This window comes from Herbaspirillum sp. 1173, assembly GCF_031455335.1.
GTDB classification, from domain to species: Bacteria; Pseudomonadota; Gammaproteobacteria; order Burkholderiales; family Burkholderiaceae_D; genus Herbaspirillum; species Herbaspirillum huttiense.
In genome coordinates, this window is the sequence record NZ_JAVDSP010000006.1 from 346,586 (window position 1) to 364,999 (window position 18,414).

An 18,414-nucleotide genomic window follows, 5' to 3' on the forward strand; every position below is an offset into this window, starting at 1 on the left:
CCCGATGAAAACGCCCCTCGTGATATTCGGCGTAGGCGACTTTGCCCAGCTCGCCCATTTCTATTTCGGACTGGACGGGCAATATGAGATCGTGGCGTTCACTCTCGATGGCGATTACATCAAGGAGTCCACTTTCTGCGGCTTGCCGGTGGTCCCATTCGAGGAGCTTGAGCGTACGCATGGGCCGCAGCAGCATGCGATGTTCATCGCCCTGGGCTACTCCAGGCTGAACGCGGTGCGCAAGGAAAAGTACCTGGCGGCCAAGGCCAAAGGCTACCGGCTGGCCAGTTACCTGAGCCCGGATGCGACTATCCGCAACCAGGGAAACATCGGTGAGAACTGCTTCATCTTCGAAGACAATACGATCCAGCCCTTCGTCAGGATCGGCAACAACGTGACCTTGTGGAGCGGCAATCACATTGGCCATCACAGCCTGATCGGCGATCACTGCTTCATCGCTTCCCATGCGGTCATCTCGGGTGGTGTCGAGATCGGCGAGCAATGTTTTATCGGCGTCAATGCCACCTTGCGGGACAGGATCAAGATCGGGGCACAATGCGTGATCGGTGCGGGGGCGTTGCTCCTGGCAGATGCTGAGCCCAATGGCGTGTACGTCGGCACGGCAACGGAACGTTCCAGGGTTCCAAGCAACAGGTTGAGAGGAATATGACGCAAAAGTGGAAAAAACTGGGGCTCATCTATAGTCCCGCTGGCGAGCGGCCATGGCTGCATACTCATGCTGCGGTCCCGATCGCGGAGCACGTCCGGGATGACGTGTATCGCATCTATTTCAGCTCGCGTGATGCAGAAAACCGCAGTCATACAGGCTACGTGGTGATTGATCTTGCCCGTCCGCAGGAGATCCTGGAATTGTCGGATCAACCCGTGCTGGCACCCGGTGCCTTGGGTGAGTTCGATGACAGCGGCACCATGGCGACTTGGCTGACGACCTACCGCGGCCAGCAATACATGTATTACATCGGATGGAATCTGGGTGTGACCGTGCCGTTCCGCAATTCGATCGGCCTGGCCATGGGGCAAGGCTCTGGCCGTTTTGAACGCTACGCTGATGGTCCCATCGTGGATCGCTCCATGAAGGAACCGCACTTCTGCGCCAGCTGCAGCGTGATGCCTGGCGAGGATCTGTGGCGCATGTGGTACCTGTCCTGCACCGGCTGGCGTATCAGCGAGGGTAAGCCGCAACATCGCTATCACATCAAATACGCGGAGTCCGCCGACGGCATCACCTGGGACCGGCAAGGTATCGTCGCCATCGATTATGCCGATGAAGGTGAATATGCCATTTCCCGTCCCTCTGTCCTGTGCGATGGTGGCGTCTGGAAGATGTGGTATTCGTATCGGGGCGATCGTTACCGGATCGGCTATGCCGAGTCGGACGATGCCAAGCAATGGCGCCGCATGGATGATGCGGCAGGCATCGACGTCTCCGCTGAGGGCTGGGACAGCGAGATGGTCGAATATCCTTTCGTCTTCGATCACAAGGGACAGCGTTTCATGCTCTACAACGGCAACGGATACGGCAAGACGGGTTTTGGCATCGCCGTGCTGGAAGGCTGAGCAGGCGGATCACATGAATCGTCTCTTTGATTACCTCTACATCCTGGCCACGATCGTATTCACGGTGTATGGCCAGCTGATTCTGAAGTGGCGGATCGGCCATTTTGGCGCGTTGCCCTTGGGCGGTGCCGACAAGCTCAAGTTTCTGTTGGGCCTGTTGTTTGATCCCCTCATCTTTTCGGGATTCTTTTCCGCGTTTCTGGCGTCGCTGGCGTGGATGGCAGCGATGACGAAATTCGAGCTCAGCCATGCCTATCCTTTCATGAGCCTCAATTTCGCCATCGTCTTGATCCTGAGCGTCTGGCTGCTCAATGAGGGGTTGACGATGCCCAAGCTGTTCGGGATTTCACTCATCATCATCGGCACCGTCGTGGCCGCCCGCGGCTGATCCAGGCGCCCACTGCATCACTATCAATGCAAATGTTCTCGCTCAAACCAGGCAATTCGAAAAGCGTGCGCGCCCCGCTGTCGGGCCGTGTCATCGACGTGGCGATGTGTCTGTTCCTGCTGGGCATGCTGGGGCTGCTGTACGCCTATACCTTCTGGAAGGCGCATCACGGCATCGGTGATACGGATACTGCATTTTTCCTTGATGTCCTGGAAAATACCTGGCACCTCGGGTTACCCACGACATCGGCGGTGCGTGCGTTTCTGAATGTGTACCCATTCATCCTGATGGATCCGGACAAGTTTTGTGCGATCGATCAGACGCAGTTCTCCACCATTCCTGCCAACATTCTGCTTGGCCATGCCAATCTCATCGTCTATCCCTTGAGTGCGCTGGCGCAGTGGCTGGGCGCTGAGCGTGTCGCCGCGATCTCTACCGCGTCAGCCTTTGTTGCCTTGCCCGCCATTTCGTATCTGTTCCTGCGTCGGCGCAACGTGCCTGCCTTCCTGTGCCTGTTCTTTTCCGTGATCGTCTGTCTGCATCCGGCCTGGCGTATCGCGACGGAAGGCTGGATCTACTTTGATCGTCTGTTCATGCCCTTCGCGCTGGCGTTTGCATTCCTGATGCATGACGCGTTCACCAACAAGGAGGTGATGGGACGCTCGCGCATGATCCTGGTCGTCGTGATTGCCGCTATTGGCGCGATGATTCACGAACGCGGTGCCTTGCTCATGCTGGTAGTCGCGCTCGGCCATGCGATACTTTACCGGTCCGCACCTCGCCGCAACGTTCTGTTCGTGCTGGCCGTGTCAGCGGCGCTGATGGCTTATCTCGCCGTCTACAGCGTCCTTCAGCACAACGTCGACAATGCCGAGGTCTACAAGAGCTTTTTCGATCTTCCCCGGTTCCTGAACAACGTTTTTCGTCCGGGCCTGGTCAAGCTGATCGCATTCAATCTACCTTTCATCTTGCTGGCAGCCCTGTTCAACTGGCGTGCCGCGCTGATTGCCGGCATCACGATTTTCCCCAATGTCATCGTGTCGATTGGCGGAGCGGAAAAGGACGGCTGGATCACCCACTATCACAGCTTCTATTTCCCGTTCGTCATCTATGCGGGTGCCGTTGGCCTGACCGGCTTGCTTGCTGCCCGGCGCGATCAGTACGATGCTGGCACTCAAGGCCGGTGGCCGAGGAGCTTGGCGGCCGTCGTCATGTTGTCCCTGATCGGGGCTGTCGTCAGTTTTCTCAATCCCTATGGCCCCGACCTGTCATGGCGAACCGCGTTCATCAAGGAAGGCTTGTGGCGGCCGGTGAATGACCTTTATGTGATCGACCCCAAGTTTTCCTCCAATCGCTACGAGACTGATCGCGCTGATCGTCTGGTTGCGGCCATACCAGCCGGGGCATCGGTGACGTTCATGCCGCCGTTCAACGTCTGGAAACTGTTCAGGAACCACAATTCCATTCAGATTTTCCCGGTCGGTACCGGGGTCAGCGAATATCTTCTGGTGACCTTTGAAAAGAAGGCCGACGGCGGGATAATGTTTGATCCCGTTGGTGTGGTGGGATCCCCGGAGGGCCATTTGAAGGCCCGGCAATGCGTGACGGACAAGGTGTGGGCCGCCGGCTACAAGCCCGTCATGGAAATCAATCACTACATGCTGTTGCGCCGCTAGGCGCGCTTTCTGAGAGAGAAGCGATGAAAGGGAAAAATATCCCCTTTAACTGGCCCCACATGACCGGCAAGGAGCTGTATTACATTGCCGAGGCGCATTTCAATGGCAAGCTGGCCGGCGACGGTCCGTACACTGCCAAATGCCATGCCTGGCTGCAGGAGCGGACAGCGAGTCACAAGGTCCTGTTGACCCATTCGTGCACCGCAGCCCTGGAGATGGCGGCGCTGCTGCTGGACATCCAGCCGGGCGATGAAATCATCATGCCCTCCTATACGTTCGTCTCCACCGCGAATGCCTTCGTATTGCGGGGGGGTATTCCGGTGTTCGTCGATATCAGGGAGGACACGCTCAACTTGGATGAGCGGCTGATTGAGCAGGCGATCACATCGCGCACGCGAGCGATCGTCCCGGTCCATTACGCGGGTGTGGCCTGCGAGATGGACGCCATCCTTGCCATCGCCCGACAACATGGCCTGCACGTCGTCGAGGATGCCGCCCAGGGCGTGATGTCGACCTACAAGGGCAGGGCGCTGGGTGCCATCGGTGATCTCGGTGCCTACAGTTTTCACGAAACCAAGAATGTCATTTCCGGCGAAGGCGGCGCATTGCTGGTCAACCAGCCGGCGCTCGCGCAGCGTGCCGAGATCATCCGGGAAAAGGGGACCGACCGCAGTCGCTTCTTCCGGGGCGAAGTCGACAAATACACCTGGCAGGAAGTAGGTTCATCCTTCTTGCCAGGTGAACTGATAGCGGCGTTCCTGTGGGCCCAGCTTGAAGGTGCGGACGCCATTACCGACGCGCGCCTGGCGGCGTGGCATCGCTATGATGAACAACTGGCCCAGGCGGAACAGGACGGTCTCTTGCGTCGTCCTGTCGTGCCCGACGGATGCGTCCACAATGCGCACATGTATTACGTGATTGTGCCGCAAGCTGGGCAGCGTCAGCAGGTCCTGGATGCGTTGAAGCAGGAAGGGATTGGCGCAGTCTTCCATTACGTGCCGCTGCATTCGTCGCCCGCAGGTCTGCGCTACGGCCGCGTCAGCGGTGCATTGGACGTCACCGATCAGCAATCCGAACGTCTGATTCGTCTGCCACTATGGGCGGGGCTGACCGTTCAACAGCAGGACAAGGTCATCGATATCCTGACCAGTACCCTGAAGGCATCGCGCTCTTAACGTCGTTCCGCATCGGCATACACCGCCGAGGCCGCGCGGCGCAGCGCGACGTCGGTGGACACGGGCGGTGACCAGTCAAGTACTGATCTGGTCTTCCCGATATCCACCTGCAACGACCCGCACAATCTCTGCGCCACCGCTCCCTTCCCCAACAACCTTGCCCCCCATTCGAGCACCCGCGCAGGCACGGGGATCAGCCTGGCCGGCCGGCCCAAGGCCTGGCCCATGCGGCGCAACAGCTCGGTGGTCGACAGATCCTCCCCATCACTGACCAGAAAGATTTCATTGGCTGCCGCCGGGTGATGCATGCACAGCGTCATCAGGTCGACCAGGTTGTCCAGGGCGACCAGGCTGCGGCGGTTACCGGTGATGGCACCGAGCGGGAGCGGGATCCCCTTTTGCAGCCATCGCATCATGCTCCTGAAATTGGCCTTCACGCCCGGCCCGTAGACCAGCACCGGCCGGATCACCACTACTTCCATGCCACCCTCGGCAGCCAGAGCCATCAGTGCCTGCTCGGCCTCCATTTTGGAAATGCCATACGCATCGACGGGGGCCGGCGTATCGTCGGCGGTGAACGGGTGTCCCGGCGCAGTCTGCTCGCCATTGACCTTGATCGAGCTGAGAAACACCAGTCGCTTGACGCCCGCGTCCCTGGCCTGTCTTGCCAGCGCAAGACTGCCCTCCACATTGACCCGGCGGAACAAGCTCAACGGATCGCCGGCGGTCTCGTTCATCACGTGAACGCGCGCAGCACAATGCACTACCGTGTCAACGCCGGTCAGCGCCGTGTGCCAGTTTGTCTGCGGTCCGAGGTCGCCGGTCTCCACCACCTCCACACCAGCAGGCAACAAGCCGCCGGACGCCGCGGTGCGCAGGGCCGCACGCAGAGCGAGATCGGGACGGGGAGCGAGGTGCCGCAGCAGTGCGCTGCCGACAAAGCCGGAAGCGCCGGTAACGAGGATACGCATGAAGGAGTGCGGGGTCGTGATGGCCAGAAGGGGCTCCATACTAACATCCGATCCGGCTCGCAATGATCCGGAAACACGTCGCGGCCGGACGCCATCGTCCGGCCCCGTTGGGCAGTTGCGTCATGCCTGCACAAAAGCCCGGTGGCCATCGTACAATCTCAGCACCAAAATCAAGCCGGCCGTTGGCCTCCGATGCGTCGGCAAATCATCAGGGGAAAATTCATGCGATTCGTGTCGCCGAGAGGGCTGCTCGCCACCCTCCTGTGCAGTCTGTCCTTCGTCGTCCATGCCCAGTTGCCAGCCGCTCCCGGCGCGGCAGCGACGGAATCCACGGAAGCCCCGTCGTTGCCCGTGCGCGAGATCCAGGTCGCCTCCGAAGCCTTCACGCGCGGCGACAAGATTCCTTCCTGGGTGGAACCCATCGAGGTGCCCGCGACGCGGCGTACCGAGGCCATCGTCATGCGCCTGTGGGACACACAGTTCCGCGCCGACAGCCAGCCGGTCTTCTACGTCAATCGCGCAGCACAGATCAATGACAGCAGCGCCCTGGCCTCGGCCGGGCAGTTGATCATCGACTTCGTGCCGCAGTATCAGAAAATGCATCTGCACAGCCTGCGCGTGTTGCGCGGTAAAGAAGTGCTGGATCACACCAGCCGGGTTCAGGTGCGCTTCCTGCAGCGCGAACTGGGCATGGAAAACGGCGTCTTCAGCGGCTCGGTCCAGGCAGTCATGCTGGTGCCGGACCTGCGCGTGGGCGATACGGTGCAATACGCGTATTCGGTCGAAGGCACCAATCCGGTCTTCGGTAGCACCTACGCGAATGAGGCAGGGTGGGACTGGCCCATTCCGGTCGAGTTGCGCAGTGTCATCCTGAGCCATCCTGTCGGCCAGCGCGTGGACTGGAAAATGGTGGGCGAGATTGGCAACACCGATATCCGTCCCGACATCAGCCAGGCCGCCGGCTGGCGCAAGCTTCGCTTCACCGAGCGCGGCATCCGGATCGAGGAACCCGATCGCTGGGTCCCGGCCGACTTCAGCCTGCGTCGTTTGCAGTTCACCAGTTGGGATAGCTGGAACAGCGTCGCCCGCTGGGCCGATGGCCTGTTCCCGCCCGCGCCGGTGCCGGCCGCGCTGCAAGCCCGTCTGGAGCAATGGAAGAAACTACCCACCGATGAGCAGCGGGCCGTGGCGGCCCTGCGTTGGGTGCAGGACGAGATCCGCTACTTCTCCGTCTCCATGGGAGAAAGCTCGCACCGTCCGCACCCGCCCGCCGACGTGGTCCGTGACCGCTACGGTGACTGCAAGGACAAGACCTATCTGCTGGTGACGCTGCTGCGCGCCATGGGGATGAACGCCGTTCCCATCCTGACTTCGCTGGCCGAGCCGCGCACCGTTGCGCGTTATCTGCCCAGTCCCCTGGTCTTCGACCATGTGCTGGTGCGCCTGCGGCTCGATGGTGCGGATTACTACCTGGACCCGACCATGCAGGGACAGTCCGGCTCGCTCAGCAAGCAGGGCAGCGGTGTTGAAGGCGCAGCGATACTGGCGGTGGCACCGGAGACGACTGCCCTGGAGAGCATGCACTGGACTGATGCCGTGGCGCGCAATACCGCCATCCTGGATGAAGTGATCGAGATTCCCGCCCTGGATGCCGATGGCACGCTCAGCGCGACCTGGACCTGGGTCGGCAGTGATGCCGAAACCATGCGCGTAGTCTCCCGCAGCCTGCCGGAAGAGCGCTTGCGCAAGTTCGCACTCGGTGGCTACGAGCGCCGCTATCCCGGTATCGACCTGGTGGGCGTGCCGGTGCTGGAGGACGATGCCGCCAACAACCGCGTCATCGCGCGTGCCCGCTTCAAGCTGCCCAAGCCGGCCAAGGCCTATCCGGATGGGTGGGTGGTCAAGTACGGGGCCAGCATCATGCAGGGCATCTATGATCTGCCGCGCAACTTCAAGCGCAGCTACCCGGCCAAGGTCTCGCGTGCCCCTTACCGCCTGCGTTACACCTTGCGCATGGTCTGGCCCTCCAATGTCTCGATGATGCGCGATCCGCTGGAGCGCAACCTGCGTAACGAGTTCTTCACGTATTCGACCAAGCGGGTCTTCCGGGGTAACGTGCTGCAGGTCGAACGCAGCCTGGAAGTGCTCAAGGACACGGTCACTCCCGACGAGCTGCTGGCACTCAACAGCGCGCTCCAGCAGCTGGATTCGATCACGGCGCAAGGCGAGTTCGTGGAGCGCGAGGCGATCAAGACGAGCGGTTTCCTGGGTATGGGCAGCAGCACGCTCAAGGACACCGTGCGTCGTCGCCTGCAGGAGGAACTGGCCGCCTACGACCGCGTCATCGCGGCTGGCCGCCTGCGTGGCAATGACCTGGTCGAGGCCTTGTGCCGCCGCGCCGAAGTGCGCGCCGAGATGGACGAGCCGGCCAAAGGGATGGCCGACGCCGAAGAGGCCGTGCGCCAGGGACCGTCCAATCCCCGTGCCTGGGAGTGCCGCGGCCACGTCGCGCGTGACAGCCGTGATTTTGCACGCAGCATTCCCGATTACACACGGGCGCTGACCCTGGGCGGCAATGAAGGCTCGCTGTACCAGTCGCGCGGGATCTCGCGTTTCTTCATGGGCAAGTACCAGGAGGCCCTGGCCGATTTCACGCAGTCGGTTCTGATTTCCAAGGATGACGCCGAGTCCCGCCATTACGTGCTGCTATGGCAAGGTCTGGCGGCCCGGCGAACCGGTCAGCCACCCAGTGCAGAGCTGCTGCAGGCGGCGCGCGGCAAGGGCAGCGACGATGTCTGGCCGAACCCGCTGCTGGCGCTGGTGGCCGGCAGCCTCGGCGAGGACGGCGTGCTTCAGGCAGCGCAACGCAAGCAGGGCGATGACAAGGACATGGCACTGACCGAAGCCTGGTTCTTCATCGGCCAGATGCGCCTGGCCAGCGGCAATGTCCCGGCCGCACGGGAGGCATTCGAGAATGCGCGCAAGCCGGGCGTGAGCGTCTATTTCGAGTACCAGGCGGCGGGCTGGGAGTTGGCCCGCCTGGAACAGGCGGCCAGCAAGTAGCGCCAGCAGAACTGGATCTGAAGGAAAAAAAAAGAGCAGACCCTCGGGTCTGCTCTTTTTGCTTCGGCGTTTTCGACGTCCGAACGATGAATGGCAGTTGGTTTGTCGCTTACTGCTTGGCAGCCACGCTCACCGTATTTTCGTTGAGGCCACCACCCAACGCCTTGTACAGATCAATCGCATTGTTCAAGCGCAACTGCCGTGCCTGAATCAATGCCTGCTGCGCCGAGAACAAGTCTCGCTGCGCATCAAGCTGATCCAGCGAAGAGGCAATCCCGTTCTTGAATCGCAGGTCGGTCAGCTTCAGGCGTTCCTGCTGGGCCGCCAGGAAAGCTTCCTGCGCCTTGACCTGATCGTCCAGCGTACCGCGTGCCACCAGGGCATCGGCCACTTCGCGGAAGGCGGTCTGGATGGTCTTCTCGTAGGTCACCACGGCCTTGTTCTTGCGCACTTCCGCCAGATCCAGATTGGCGCTGTTGCGGCCGAAGTCGAAGATCGGCAAGGACAGCGAAGGACCAAAGCTCCACGCGCCCGAACCCGACTCGAACAATCCACCCAGCGTGCTGCTGGCGCTCCCGTAACTGCCGGTCAGCGAGATGCGCGGGAAGAACGCCGCCCGCGCCGCGCCGATGTTGGCATTGGCCGCCAGCAGGCTCTGCTCGGCCGAGCGGATGTCCGGACGATTGGTCAGCAGATCGGAAGGCAAGCCCGCCGGAATATCGGTCACGATCTTTTCATCCGACAGCAGCTGTGCCGGCGGCAGGTCGCCGACCTTCTTGCCGACCAGCAGCGTCAGTGCATTCTCGGCTTGGGCACGCTGGCGTTCCAGCTGGGACTTCGATACACGAGCCGACTCCACCAGCGTCTGCGTCAGGCGGAAATCCAGCGCCGAACTGGCACCGACGTCAAAGCGCTTCTGCGCCAGATCCAGATTGGATTCGCGCGACTTCAGCGTGTCGTTGGCCAGCTGCAGCTGTTCCGCATAGGAGCGCTCGGACAGATAAGCCTGCGCCACCTGCGCGATCAGGCTGATCTGCGCCGACTTCTGCGCTTCTTCGGTGGAGAGGTAGCTCGCCAGTGCCGCATCCTTCAGGTTACGCACGCGGCCGAAGAAGTCCAGCTCGTAGGCGGGAACCGCCAGGCCGACCTGATAGCTGTTGCTGATGAACGGCTGGCCGGTCAGCGACTGGCTGGCCGCAGTCCGCGTGCGGGCGGCGCTGCCATTGACGTTCAGGTTGGGCAGCAGATCGGCACGCGCGATCTGGTATTGCGCGCGGGCTTCCTCGATGTTGAGGACGGCCGTGCGCAGGTCACGGTTGTTTTCCAGGGCAGCCGCGATCAGCTGCTGCAGGCGCTGGTCCGGGAAGAACTGGCGCCAGCCGAGGTTGACCGCCTGCAGCTCGGCACGGCCGGCAGCATCGGCCGGGTAGGCCGTCTCCACCGGGGCTTGCGGACGGTCATAGGTGGGAGCCAGCGAGCAGCCCCCCAGTACGCCGGCCACCATCAGCGCTGCGCACAATTGCAGCAGGCGAGGCGAGCGCGGCAACGACAGATTAGCCATTGTCATTCTCCACTATTGATCTTGGGCGAGTGGTCGGCGTCAAACTTGCGCTGACGCTCGCTGCCCTTGAAAATCTTGCGCACGACCACGAAGAAGATCGGCACCAGGAACACCGCCAGCACGGTGGCAGTGATCATGCCGCCCATCACGCCGGTACCGATGGCGCGCTGGCTGGCCGAACCGGCACCCGAAGCGATGGCCAGCGGCAGCACGCCGAGGATGAAGGCCAGCGAGGTCATGATGATCGGACGGAAACGCAGGTGAACCGCTTCCAGCGTCGCTTCAATCAGGCCCTTGCCCTGCGCCTGCAGATCCTTGGCGAACTCGATGATCAGAATCGCGTTCTTGGCCGACAGACCCACCACCGCAATCATCCCCACCTTGAAGTACACGTCGTTGGGCATGGCGCGCAGCGTCACCCCCAGCAGTGCACCGAGGATACCCAGCGGCACCACCAGCATCACCGCCAGCGGGATCGAGGTGCTTTCATAGAGCGCGGCCAGCACCAGGAACACGGCGATCAGCGACAGGGCATACAGCGCCGGGGCCTGGTTGCCGGAGGTCTTTTCTTCCAGCGACTGGCCGGTCCACTCGAAACCGAAGCCCGGCGGCAGCTTGGCCACATAGGATTCCATCTCGGCCATGGCTTCACCGGTGCTGCGGCCAGGCGCTGCGCCACCGGCGATCTTCATGGCCGGATAGCCGTTGTAGCGGATCAGCTGCACGGGGCCGTTGATCCACTTGGCCGTCACGAAGGCCGAGAAGGGCACCATGCCGCCATTGGCGTTGCGGGCGTACAGGCTGGTCAGATCTTCAGGTTGCAGGCGGCGGTTGGCATCGGCCTGCACGATCACGCGCTGCTGGCGGCCCTGGTTGGGGAAGTCGTTCACATAGGACGAACCCAGCGCCGTGGACAGCACACTGTTGATCGTCGAGAACGGCACGCCCAGCGCATTGGCCTTGTCGCGGTCGATGTCCAGTTGCAGCTGCGGCGCATCTTCCAGACCTTCCGGACGCACACCGGCCAGCACCTTGCTCTGCGAGGCCATACCCAGGATCTGGTTGCGCGCCTGCACCAGCGCGTCGTGACCCAGACCGGCACGGTCCTGCAGACGGAAGGTGAAGCCGGTCGCGTTACCCAGTTCCGGAATCGGCGGCGGGTTCAGCGGGAAGACGATCGCATCCTTGATCTGCGAGAAGGCACCGAAGGCCTTGCCGGCGATCGCATCGGCCGACTGCGACTTGTCGCGCTCGGCCCAGTCCTTCAGCGGAGTGAACACCAGCGCCGCGTTCTGGCCATTACCCGAGAACGAGAAGCCCAGCACCGCAATGGCGTGTTCCACGGCCGGATCCTTGAGGTAGTACTCCTCGATCTTCTTGACCACCTCGGTCGTGCGCGCGGTACTTGCGCCCGGCGGCAGCTGGACGTTGGTGATGATGTAGCCCTGGTCTTCGTTCGGCAGGAACGAGGCCGGCAGGCGCACGTACAGCAAGCCCACGCAGGCCACGATCACCACGTAGACGATCATGTAGCGGCCGGCCTTGCTGAGCATCTTGCCGATCACGCCCTGATAGGCATTGGCGGTGGTGTTGAACTTGCGGTTGAACCAGCCGAAGAAACCCTTCTTCTCGTGGTGGTGACCCTTCTCAACAGGCTTGAGGATGGTCGCGCACAGTGCCGGCGTGAGGGTGAAGGCCATCAGCACCGAGAACACCATGGAAGCCACCATCGACAGCGAGAACTGGCGATAGATCGCACCCACCGCGCCGCCGAAGAAGGCCATCGGGATGAACACCGCGATCAGCACCAGCGTGATACCGATCAGCGCGCCGCTGATCTGGCCCATGGCCTTGCGGGTCGCATCAGCCGGCGAGAGACCTTCCTCGCTCATGATGCGTTCGACGTTTTCCACCACCACGATCGCATCGTCGACCAGGATACCGATGGCCAGCACCATGCCGAACATGGTCAGCACGTTGATCGAGAAGCCAAACAGCAGCAGCGTGGCAAAAGTACCCAGCAGCGCCACCGGCACCACAATGGTCGGGATGATGGTGTAACGGATGTTCTGCAGGAACAGGAACATCACCAGGAACACCAGCACGATGGCTTCGATCAGGGTCTTGACCACTTCCTCGATCGAGATCTTGACGAACTTGGAGGTGTCGTAAGGGATGGTGTACTTCACACCGGCCGGGAAATACTTGGCCAGCTCTTCCATCTTCTTGTGCACGGCGGTGGCGGTACCCAGCGCGTTGGCGGTCGGCGACAGCTGCACGCCGATGAAGGACGAAGGCTTGCCATCCAGACGGCCGGAGGTGTCATAGCTCTGGCCACCCACTTCGATGCGGGCGACGTCGCGCAGGCGCACGCTCGAACCGTTGGTATTGGCACGCAGCACGATGTTGCCGAACTGCTCGGGCGAGGTCAGCTGACCGTTGACCACCACGGTAGCGGCGATCTGCTGGCTGCCGGGGCTGGGCAGGGCACCCAGCGTACCACCGGCCACCAGCGCGTTTTGCGCCTGGATCGCGGCCGTCACGTCAGCAGGGGTCAGGCTCAGGCCGATCAGCTTGTTCGGATCGATCCAGATGCGCATGGCGCGTTCGGTACCGAACAGCTGCGCCTGGCCCACACCGGGCACGCGCTTGATTTCGTTCAGGACGTTACGCGACAGATAGTCACCCAGCGCCACCGGATCGAGCTTGCCATCGGTGGAAGACAGACCGATGAAGAGCAGGAAGTTGGAACGCGACTTGGTCACCTGCACGCCCTGTTGCGTCACGGCTGCCGGCAGGCGGGCCTCGACGCGCTTCAGGCGGTTCTGCACATCCACCGCCGCCAGGTCCGGATTGGTTTCCGGCGAGAAGGTGATGGTGATCTGCACCTGGCCGTTGGCCTGGCTTTGCGACTCGATGTATTGCAGGCCATCGGCACCGTTCATTTCCTGTTCGATCAGGCTGGTCACCGAATCGTCCAGGGTCTGCGCGGTCGCACCCGGATAGGTCGCCGTGACCACGATGGTCGGCGGCGCGATGCTGGGGTACTGGGCTACCGGCAATCCGGTAATGGCCAGCGCACCGCCCAGCATGATGAAGATCGCTAGCACCCACGCAAATACGGGGCGATCAATAAAGAACTTTCCCATCTGGCAGCCTCTTAGTTAGCTTTCGGTTGGGCGCTCGCCTCTTGCTTGGCCGGCTGGCCAGCAGCTTGTGCGGGAGCGCCCGCGGGATTCCATTGGACCGGCTTGACGGCGGCACCCGGGCGGACCTTCTGCAGGCCTTCCACGATGACGCGATCACCTTCCTTCAAGCCATCGATGACCTGCCAGTTGTTGCCGCGTGCGCCGCCGGTCTTGACCGGACGCGCCTCGACCTTGTTCTCGGCATTGACCACCATCACCGAGGAGCCGCCGGCATCACGCACCACGGCTTGTTGCGGCACCAGCAGGGCCTGTTCGTCCACGGCTTGCTCGATCTTGGTCCGCACGTAGGTACCCGGCAGCAGCAGGCGCTTGGGGTTGGGGAATTCGGCACGCAGCGAGACCGAACCGGTGCTTTCATCCACGCTGATGTCGGAGAACAGCAGCTTGCCCGGCTGTTCGTAAGCCTGGCCGTTTTCCAGCACCAGGGTCACGCTGGCCTTGTTGTCGCCCACGCTCTTGAGTTGACCGGCGGCCATCGCCTGCTGCAACTTCAACAGGTCGGCGCTGGACTGGGTCACGTTGACGTAGACCGGATCGAGCTGCTGCACCAGGGCCAGCTGGGTGGCATCCCCCTGGCCGACCAGCGCACCTTCGGTCACCAGCGCGCGGCCGATGCGGCCGGAGATGGGCGAGGTCACGGTGGCATAACCCAGGTTCAGGTTGGCCGTCTGCACCGCGGCCTTGCCGGCGGCGACATCGGCTTCAGCCTGCTTCTGGGCGGCCACGGCGTTGTCGTATTCCTGCTTGGAGACCGCGTTGACTTCCACCAGCGGCTTGTAGCGCTGCGCAGTCAGCGAGGTCTGGGTCAGGTTGGCCTGGGCGCGCGCCAGCGTGGCTTGCGCGCTTTCCAGGCTGGCCTTGTACTGGGCCGGATCGATCTTGAAGAGCACCTGGCCCTCCTTGACCTCGCTGCCTTCCTTGAAGACGCGCTTTTGCACGATGCCTGCCACCCGTGCACGCACCTGCGCCACGCGGAAGGCTTCCACGCGGCCCGGCAGTTCATTGGTGATGGCCACGCGCTGCGGGGCGATGGTCACCACCGACACCTCGGCCGGCGGCATCTGGCCGCCTTGCGCGGCGGGTTTCTGTCCGCAGGCAACCAGCGCGGCGGCAACGGCGACGGTCATGGTGAGGCGCGTGAAACGACTGACTGAGCTCATAGATATCTCGCACGAAAGTAAAGTTGAAGCCGCCAGGGGCGGCGATGAAACGAATTCGGTAGAACCGGTCACGACGATGATGCTGTGCCTGTCATCCGGTGATGGAGGGGATGGATGAGCCGGGCTACAGATTGTTGCAATGCAAGAAAGTCCCCACCCCTTCATGCCAGGGTGATGAATTTTTTTGCAGATGATGAACGGCAGGGACTTGAAGCGGATGCTATTATACATACATCCATGAATGTATGTATTTCTTCCAAACATCACATTAATTTAACAAACTTGTTCGAAACGGCGTAGCAAAATATGAGCGATTCCTTGCATTTTGATTCGAAAGCTACTCTGATGCCGTTTCCGCTGGTCTGAACCCGAGCTCTTCCATGCCGTCGGGCTTGAGGCCGAGCTGCTGGGAAGACGAATTTGACGCCCTGATATTGTGCACGAAACTCACTTACTTCTTCATGACGATCATTGCGCACATGAAGCCTTTGACGAAACTCTGCCGGTTGCGGGTGATGTGCATCCGCAACACGGCCGTCCAGTGGCGCGCCTGAGGGGCTGCGCCATGGCCATTTGCCCGGGAGTCTGTTGACATGGCCCGTTCGACCAAGGAAGAAGCGCTGGAAACGCGTGCCCGCATCCTCGATGCGGCCGAGCAGGTGTTCCATGAGCGCGGCGTCTCGCAGACCTCGCTGGCCGACGTGGCCAAGGCCGCTGAAGTCACGCGCGGGGCCATTTACTGGCACTTCAAGAACAAGAGCGATCTGTTCGACGCCATGTGCGAGCGCGTGCGCCTGCCCATGGAAGCGGTGCTGGAAGAAAACGCCAGCCCGCAGGTGGAGGATCCGCTGGGCCAGTTCCTGCGCAGCGGCATCTATGTGCTGACCATGGCGGCGACCGATGAGCGCTGCCGGCGCGTGTTCGACATCATCTTCAACAAATGCGAATTCGCCGACGCGCAGGACCCCATCCTGATTCGCCAGCGCGAATGCCACGTCGATGGATTGTTGCGGCTGGAGCAGATCCTGCTCAATGCGGTGGCACGCGGCCAGCTTCCGGCCACGCTCGATATCCGCCTGGCCTGCCTGGCGGCGCATGCGACCTTCAGCGGTCTGCTCACTGACTGGTTCTTTTCCCCCGACAGTTTCGACCTGGTCAAGGATGGCGAGCGCATCCTGGCGGCCTCGCTCTACGCGCTCAAGACCGCGCCGTCGCTGCAGAAGGCGTAGCCGGACCAAGCCTCGAAACCCGGGTGGTTTTCAGGCGATATGAAGGATCAGGATAAAACGTAAGGGAATTCAGGCAGGCCGGAGAACCCGGCCCCCGCCTGACCGGCCTGCGCCATGTGCATGACGCCCGCCGGCCAGAATGCGATATGAATCAATAAACCAAAAGACCAGGCTCAATAGGTCGGCATCGAAGGATCCACCTGGGCCGCCCAGGCGTGCACGCCGCCGCTCAGATTGATGACCTTGGTAAAGCCCTGGCGCTCCAGGAAGGCAGCCACCTGCATGCTGCGGCCGCCGTGATGGCAGATGCAGACCACCGGCTGTTCCTCGTCCAGCTCCGCGAAGCGGCCGGGAATGGTGTTCATCGGCACCAGCTGCGAGCCGGCGATGTGGCAGGTCTGGTGTTCCCAGGGTTCACGCACATCCAGCAGCAGGGGCGTGGGGCGGTCCGGATCGTTGATCCAGGCCGCCAGTTCCGGGGCAGAGATGTGCTCCATGATGCTTTTCCTGTCTCGGCCCTGAGGCTCAGAACGTAAAGTGGGACGGCGTGATCGCTGCGTGCAGCGGCTTGGCCAGGGTTTCCACGATGTTGACGGTCTCGAAGGCGTGTTCCGAGGTGCGGGTGATCAGTTGCAGTTCCATCACCGGGGCCGAACCGACGATGGCCAGCAGGCGGCCGCCGATCTTGAGTTGCTTGCCGAAGGATTCCGGCAGCAGCGGCAGCGAGCCGGAGATCACGATGACGTCGTATTCGCCAGCCTTGCCATCGGCACCGGTCCAGCCTTGCGCGCCATTGCCCAGTTGCACGTCGACGTTGGCCACGCCGTAGTCCGACAGGTTCTGTTCGGCCAGGGCCTTCAGTTCCGGCGAGATTTCCACGGTCGTCACGTGGCGCGCCTTGTGCGCCAGCAGGGCTGCCATGTAGCCCGAACCTGCGCCGATTTCCAGCACGTATTCGTGCTTCTTCACATTGGCTTCCTGCAGGATGCGCGCTTCGATCTTCGGAGCCAGCATGTTTTCACCACCCGGCAGCGGGATCTCGGTGTCGAAGAAGGCCAGGCTGCGATAGGCGGCCGGGACGAATTCTTCACGCTTGACGACCATCAGCAGGTCCAGCACGTCTTGCGCCAGCACGTTCCAGGGGCGGATTTGCTGCTCGATCATGTTGAAGCGGGCTTGTTCGATATTCATGGCGGTGGCTCGATCTAATCTAATAGCGACGGAAAGGCAGCATTTTAGCAAACACCGCCCGGCTAATCAGCCCATCTATGCGCCGAAAAAGCCGCTGGAGGCGCTTCTGTTGCGGGTTTTCCTCAATGCAATGCGAGCGCGACAGGCTGGCGTCAGGCTTTGAGCCCGTTCAGGCAAAGGTCGATCATGCTCTCCAGGTAGGCCAGCGGATCGATGGGCGTGGCCGCGCAGGGTGCGAGTGACTGCTCCCACAGCATCAGCATGATGAGGGGGGCGACGATGACTTTCTTCATGGCGTCGGCGTTAATGCGTCGGAATTCCCCGCGTGCCATGCCGCGTTCGAGCACGCGCACTATCGTCGCATCACCGCGCGCGGTCACTTCATCATGGTAAAAGCGTGCAAGTTCAGGGAAATTGCCGGATTCGGCCACCATCAGCTTGGCAATGCCGACCACGCCGGAGTGCGAGGCGGACTGCCACCAGTGCAGGATGAGATCACGCAGCAGTTCGGCGCTGCTGCCGGCGTGGCCTTCGATGCGGGCTTCGGCCTGGTCCAGCAGGGGCAGCACATTGGCGCGTACCACCGACTTGAACAGGCTTTCCTTGCCATCGAAGTAGAGATAAAGGGTGCCCTTGGAGACACCCGCGCGGCTGGCCACGTCTTCCAGCCGGGTCGCGGCGTAACCGCGCTCGACGAACAATTCCAGTGCCGCCGCCAGCAATTCCTGGGGGCGGTCTTGTTTGCGTCGTTCCCAACGCGGTTCTTTGGCCGATGCAGACATGAGAAACAAGATTACCGGGACGGGGCACTGTAAGTGGCAAGCCGCGCCGCCGTCAAGCGGCCAGATCAAGCCGCCGGCACTGCGCGCCGCCCGATGCACTACAATGCAGTCCCTCCGCGCCAACCGCCATCAGGAAAGTCCATGAACTGCCGAGACGCATGCGGCGCTTGCTGCATTGCCCCTTCCATCACCAGCCCGATCCCCGGCATGCCCGACGGCAAGCCGGCCGGCGTGCCGTGCGTACAACTGGGCGAGGACATGCGCTGCAAGATCTTCGGCCAGCCCGAACGTCCGGATTTCTGTGCCGGCTTGCAGCCTTCAGTGGAGATGTGTGGAGAGCACCGCGGTCAGGCCATCGCCTGGCTCAGTGAACTGGAGACGCTGACAGCGCCGGGCAGCCAAGCTGGCCGGCGAGGGGAGAGCATCTGAAG

15 protein-coding genes are annotated in these 18,414 nt (G+C 62.0%); 8 read left to right on the forward strand and 7 right to left on the reverse strand.

Going from position 1 to position 18,414, the window contains the following annotated elements; translation table 11 throughout:
- Positions 1-4 precede the first annotated feature (4 nt).
- From J2X56_RS20045 to rffA, 5 genes are all read left to right on the forward strand, one after another.
- Positions 5-670, forward strand: a complete 666-nt coding sequence (locus tag J2X56_RS20045; protein WP_121042785.1) for an acetyltransferase — start codon at positions 5-7, stop codon at positions 668-670.
- 164 nt (positions 671-834) lie between these two features.
- Positions 835-1,578, forward strand: coding sequence for a hypothetical protein (locus tag J2X56_RS20050; protein WP_227022651.1), 744 nt, complete (start codon positions 835-837; stop codon positions 1,576-1,578).
- A gap of 13 nt (positions 1,579-1,591) precedes the next feature.
- A complete protein-coding gene (locus J2X56_RS20055; protein ID WP_039789368.1) occupies positions 1,592-1,966 on the forward strand; it encodes an EamA family transporter in 375 nt (124 codons plus the stop codon).
- A gap of 32 nt (positions 1,967-1,998) precedes the next feature.
- Positions 1,999-3,642, forward strand: a complete 1,644-nt coding sequence (locus tag J2X56_RS20060) for a hypothetical protein (RefSeq protein ID WP_310162015.1) — start codon at positions 1,999-2,001, stop codon at positions 3,640-3,642.
- A 23-nt stretch (positions 3,643-3,665) separates the two neighbouring features.
- The gene (gene rffA, locus J2X56_RS20065) at positions 3,666-4,817 is read left to right on the forward strand and encodes a dTDP-4-amino-4,6-dideoxygalactose transaminase (protein WP_121042791.1); all 1,152 of its coding nucleotides are present in this window, start codon (positions 3,666-3,668) and stop codon (positions 4,815-4,817) included.
- Here rffA and J2X56_RS20070 read toward each other — a convergent pair.
- A complete protein-coding gene (locus tag J2X56_RS20070) occupies positions 4,814-5,827 on the reverse strand; it encodes a UDP-glucose 4-epimerase family protein (protein ID WP_409025221.1) in 1,014 nt (337 codons plus the stop codon). The genes rffA and J2X56_RS20070 overlap by 4 nt on opposite strands.
- A 183-nt stretch (positions 5,828-6,010) precedes the next feature.
- On the opposite strand from J2X56_RS20070, the gene J2X56_RS20075 reads away from it, so the two are divergent.
- Positions 6,011-8,851 (forward strand): DUF3857 domain-containing protein, encoded by a 2,841-nt coding sequence (locus J2X56_RS20075; protein WP_310162019.1) that lies wholly within the window; start codon positions 6,011-6,013, stop codon positions 8,849-8,851.
- Between the two features lie 109 nt (positions 8,852-8,960).
- Here the strand turns inward: J2X56_RS20075 and adeC are convergent, their stop codons facing one another.
- Genes adeC through J2X56_RS20090 form a run of 3 tightly spaced genes read right to left on the reverse strand, consistent with a single transcriptional unit; the run spans position 8,961 to position 14,781 of the window.
- A complete protein-coding gene (adeC, locus tag J2X56_RS20080) occupies positions 8,961-10,412 on the reverse strand; it encodes an AdeC/AdeK/OprM family multidrug efflux complex outer membrane factor (RefSeq protein ID WP_121042795.1) in 1,452 nt (483 codons plus the stop codon).
- A 2-nt stretch (positions 10,413-10,414) separates the two neighbouring features.
- Positions 10,415-13,561, reverse strand: coding sequence for an efflux RND transporter permease subunit (locus J2X56_RS20085; RefSeq protein WP_121042797.1), 3,147 nt, complete (start codon positions 13,559-13,561; stop codon positions 10,415-10,417).
- An 11-nt stretch (positions 13,562-13,572) separates the two neighbouring features.
- Positions 13,573-14,781 (reverse strand): efflux RND transporter periplasmic adaptor subunit, encoded by a 1,209-nt coding sequence (locus tag J2X56_RS20090; RefSeq protein ID WP_209568127.1) that lies wholly within the window; start codon positions 14,779-14,781, stop codon positions 13,573-13,575.
- Positions 14,782-15,374: 593 nt separating this feature from the next.
- Between J2X56_RS20090 and J2X56_RS20095 the strand changes: the two genes are divergently transcribed.
- Positions 15,375-16,010, forward strand: a complete 636-nt coding sequence (locus J2X56_RS20095) for a TetR family transcriptional regulator (protein WP_310162024.1) — start codon at positions 15,375-15,377, stop codon at positions 16,008-16,010.
- Between the two features lie 173 nt (positions 16,011-16,183).
- Here J2X56_RS20095 and J2X56_RS20100 read toward each other — a convergent pair whose 3' ends face one another.
- The 3 genes from J2X56_RS20100 to J2X56_RS20110 form a co-directional block, all read right to left on the reverse strand.
- Complete coding sequence (locus J2X56_RS20100) at positions 16,184-16,507, reverse strand: rhodanese-like domain-containing protein (RefSeq protein ID WP_034338809.1); 324 nt, start codon at positions 16,505-16,507, stop codon at positions 16,184-16,186.
- Positions 16,508-16,535: 28 nt separating this feature from the next.
- Entirely contained in the window at positions 16,536-17,201 is a 666-nt protein-coding gene (locus J2X56_RS20105; protein ID WP_034338812.1) for a protein-L-isoaspartate O-methyltransferase, read from the reverse strand.
- Between the two features lie 152 nt (positions 17,202-17,353).
- On the reverse strand, positions 17,354-17,983 hold the full coding sequence (locus tag J2X56_RS20110; protein WP_204726131.1) for a TetR/AcrR family transcriptional regulator: 630 nt from the start codon (positions 17,981-17,983) through the stop codon (positions 17,354-17,356).
- Positions 17,984-18,124: 141 nt separating this feature from the next.
- Between J2X56_RS20110 and J2X56_RS20115 the strand changes: the two genes are divergently transcribed.
- Positions 18,125-18,412 (forward strand): YkgJ family cysteine cluster protein, encoded by a 288-nt coding sequence (locus J2X56_RS20115; RefSeq protein ID WP_199725089.1) that lies wholly within the window; start codon positions 18,125-18,127, stop codon positions 18,410-18,412.
- Positions 18,413-18,414: the final 2 nt, after the last annotated feature.

Coding starts and splice junctions, on each gene's coding strand:
- J2X56_RS20045 (WP_121042785.1), top strand. CDS start 5: ATGAAAACGCCCCTCGTGATATTCGGCGTAGGCGACTTTGCCCAGCTC.
- J2X56_RS20055 (WP_039789368.1), top strand. CDS start 1,592: ATGAATCGTCTCTTTGATTACCTCTACATCCTGGCCACGATCGTATTC.
- J2X56_RS20060 (WP_310162015.1), top strand. CDS start 1,999: ATGTTCTCGCTCAAACCAGGCAATTCGAAAAGCGTGCGCGCCCCGCTG.
- rffA (WP_121042791.1), top strand. CDS start 3,666: ATGAAAGGGAAAAATATCCCCTTTAACTGGCCCCACATGACCGGCAAG.
- J2X56_RS20070 (WP_409025221.1), bottom strand. CDS start 5,827: ATGGAGCCCCTTCTGGCCATCACGACCCCGCACTCCTTCATGCGTATC.
- J2X56_RS20075 (WP_310162019.1), top strand. CDS start 6,011: ATGCGATTCGTGTCGCCGAGAGGGCTGCTCGCCACCCTCCTGTGCAGT.
- adeC (WP_121042795.1), bottom strand. CDS start 10,412: ATGGCTAATCTGTCGTTGCCGCGCTCGCCTCGCCTGCTGCAATTGTGC.
- J2X56_RS20085 (WP_121042797.1), bottom strand. CDS start 13,561: ATGGGAAAGTTCTTTATTGATCGCCCCGTATTTGCGTGGGTGCTAGCG.
- J2X56_RS20090 (WP_209568127.1), bottom strand. CDS start 14,781: ATGAGCTCAGTCAGTCGTTTCACGCGCCTCACCATGACCGTCGCCGTT.
- J2X56_RS20095 (WP_310162024.1), top strand. CDS start 15,375: ATGGCCCGTTCGACCAAGGAAGAAGCGCTGGAAACGCGTGCCCGCATC.
- J2X56_RS20100 (WP_034338809.1), bottom strand. CDS start 16,507: ATGGAGCACATCTCTGCCCCGGAACTGGCGGCCTGGATCAACGATCCG.
- J2X56_RS20105 (WP_034338812.1), bottom strand. CDS start 17,201: ATGAATATCGAACAAGCCCGCTTCAACATGATCGAGCAGCAAATCCGC.
- J2X56_RS20110 (WP_204726131.1), bottom strand. CDS start 17,983: ATGTCTGCATCGGCCAAAGAACCGCGTTGGGAACGACGCAAACAAGAC.
- J2X56_RS20115 (WP_199725089.1), top strand. CDS start 18,125: ATGAACTGCCGAGACGCATGCGGCGCTTGCTGCATTGCCCCTTCCATC.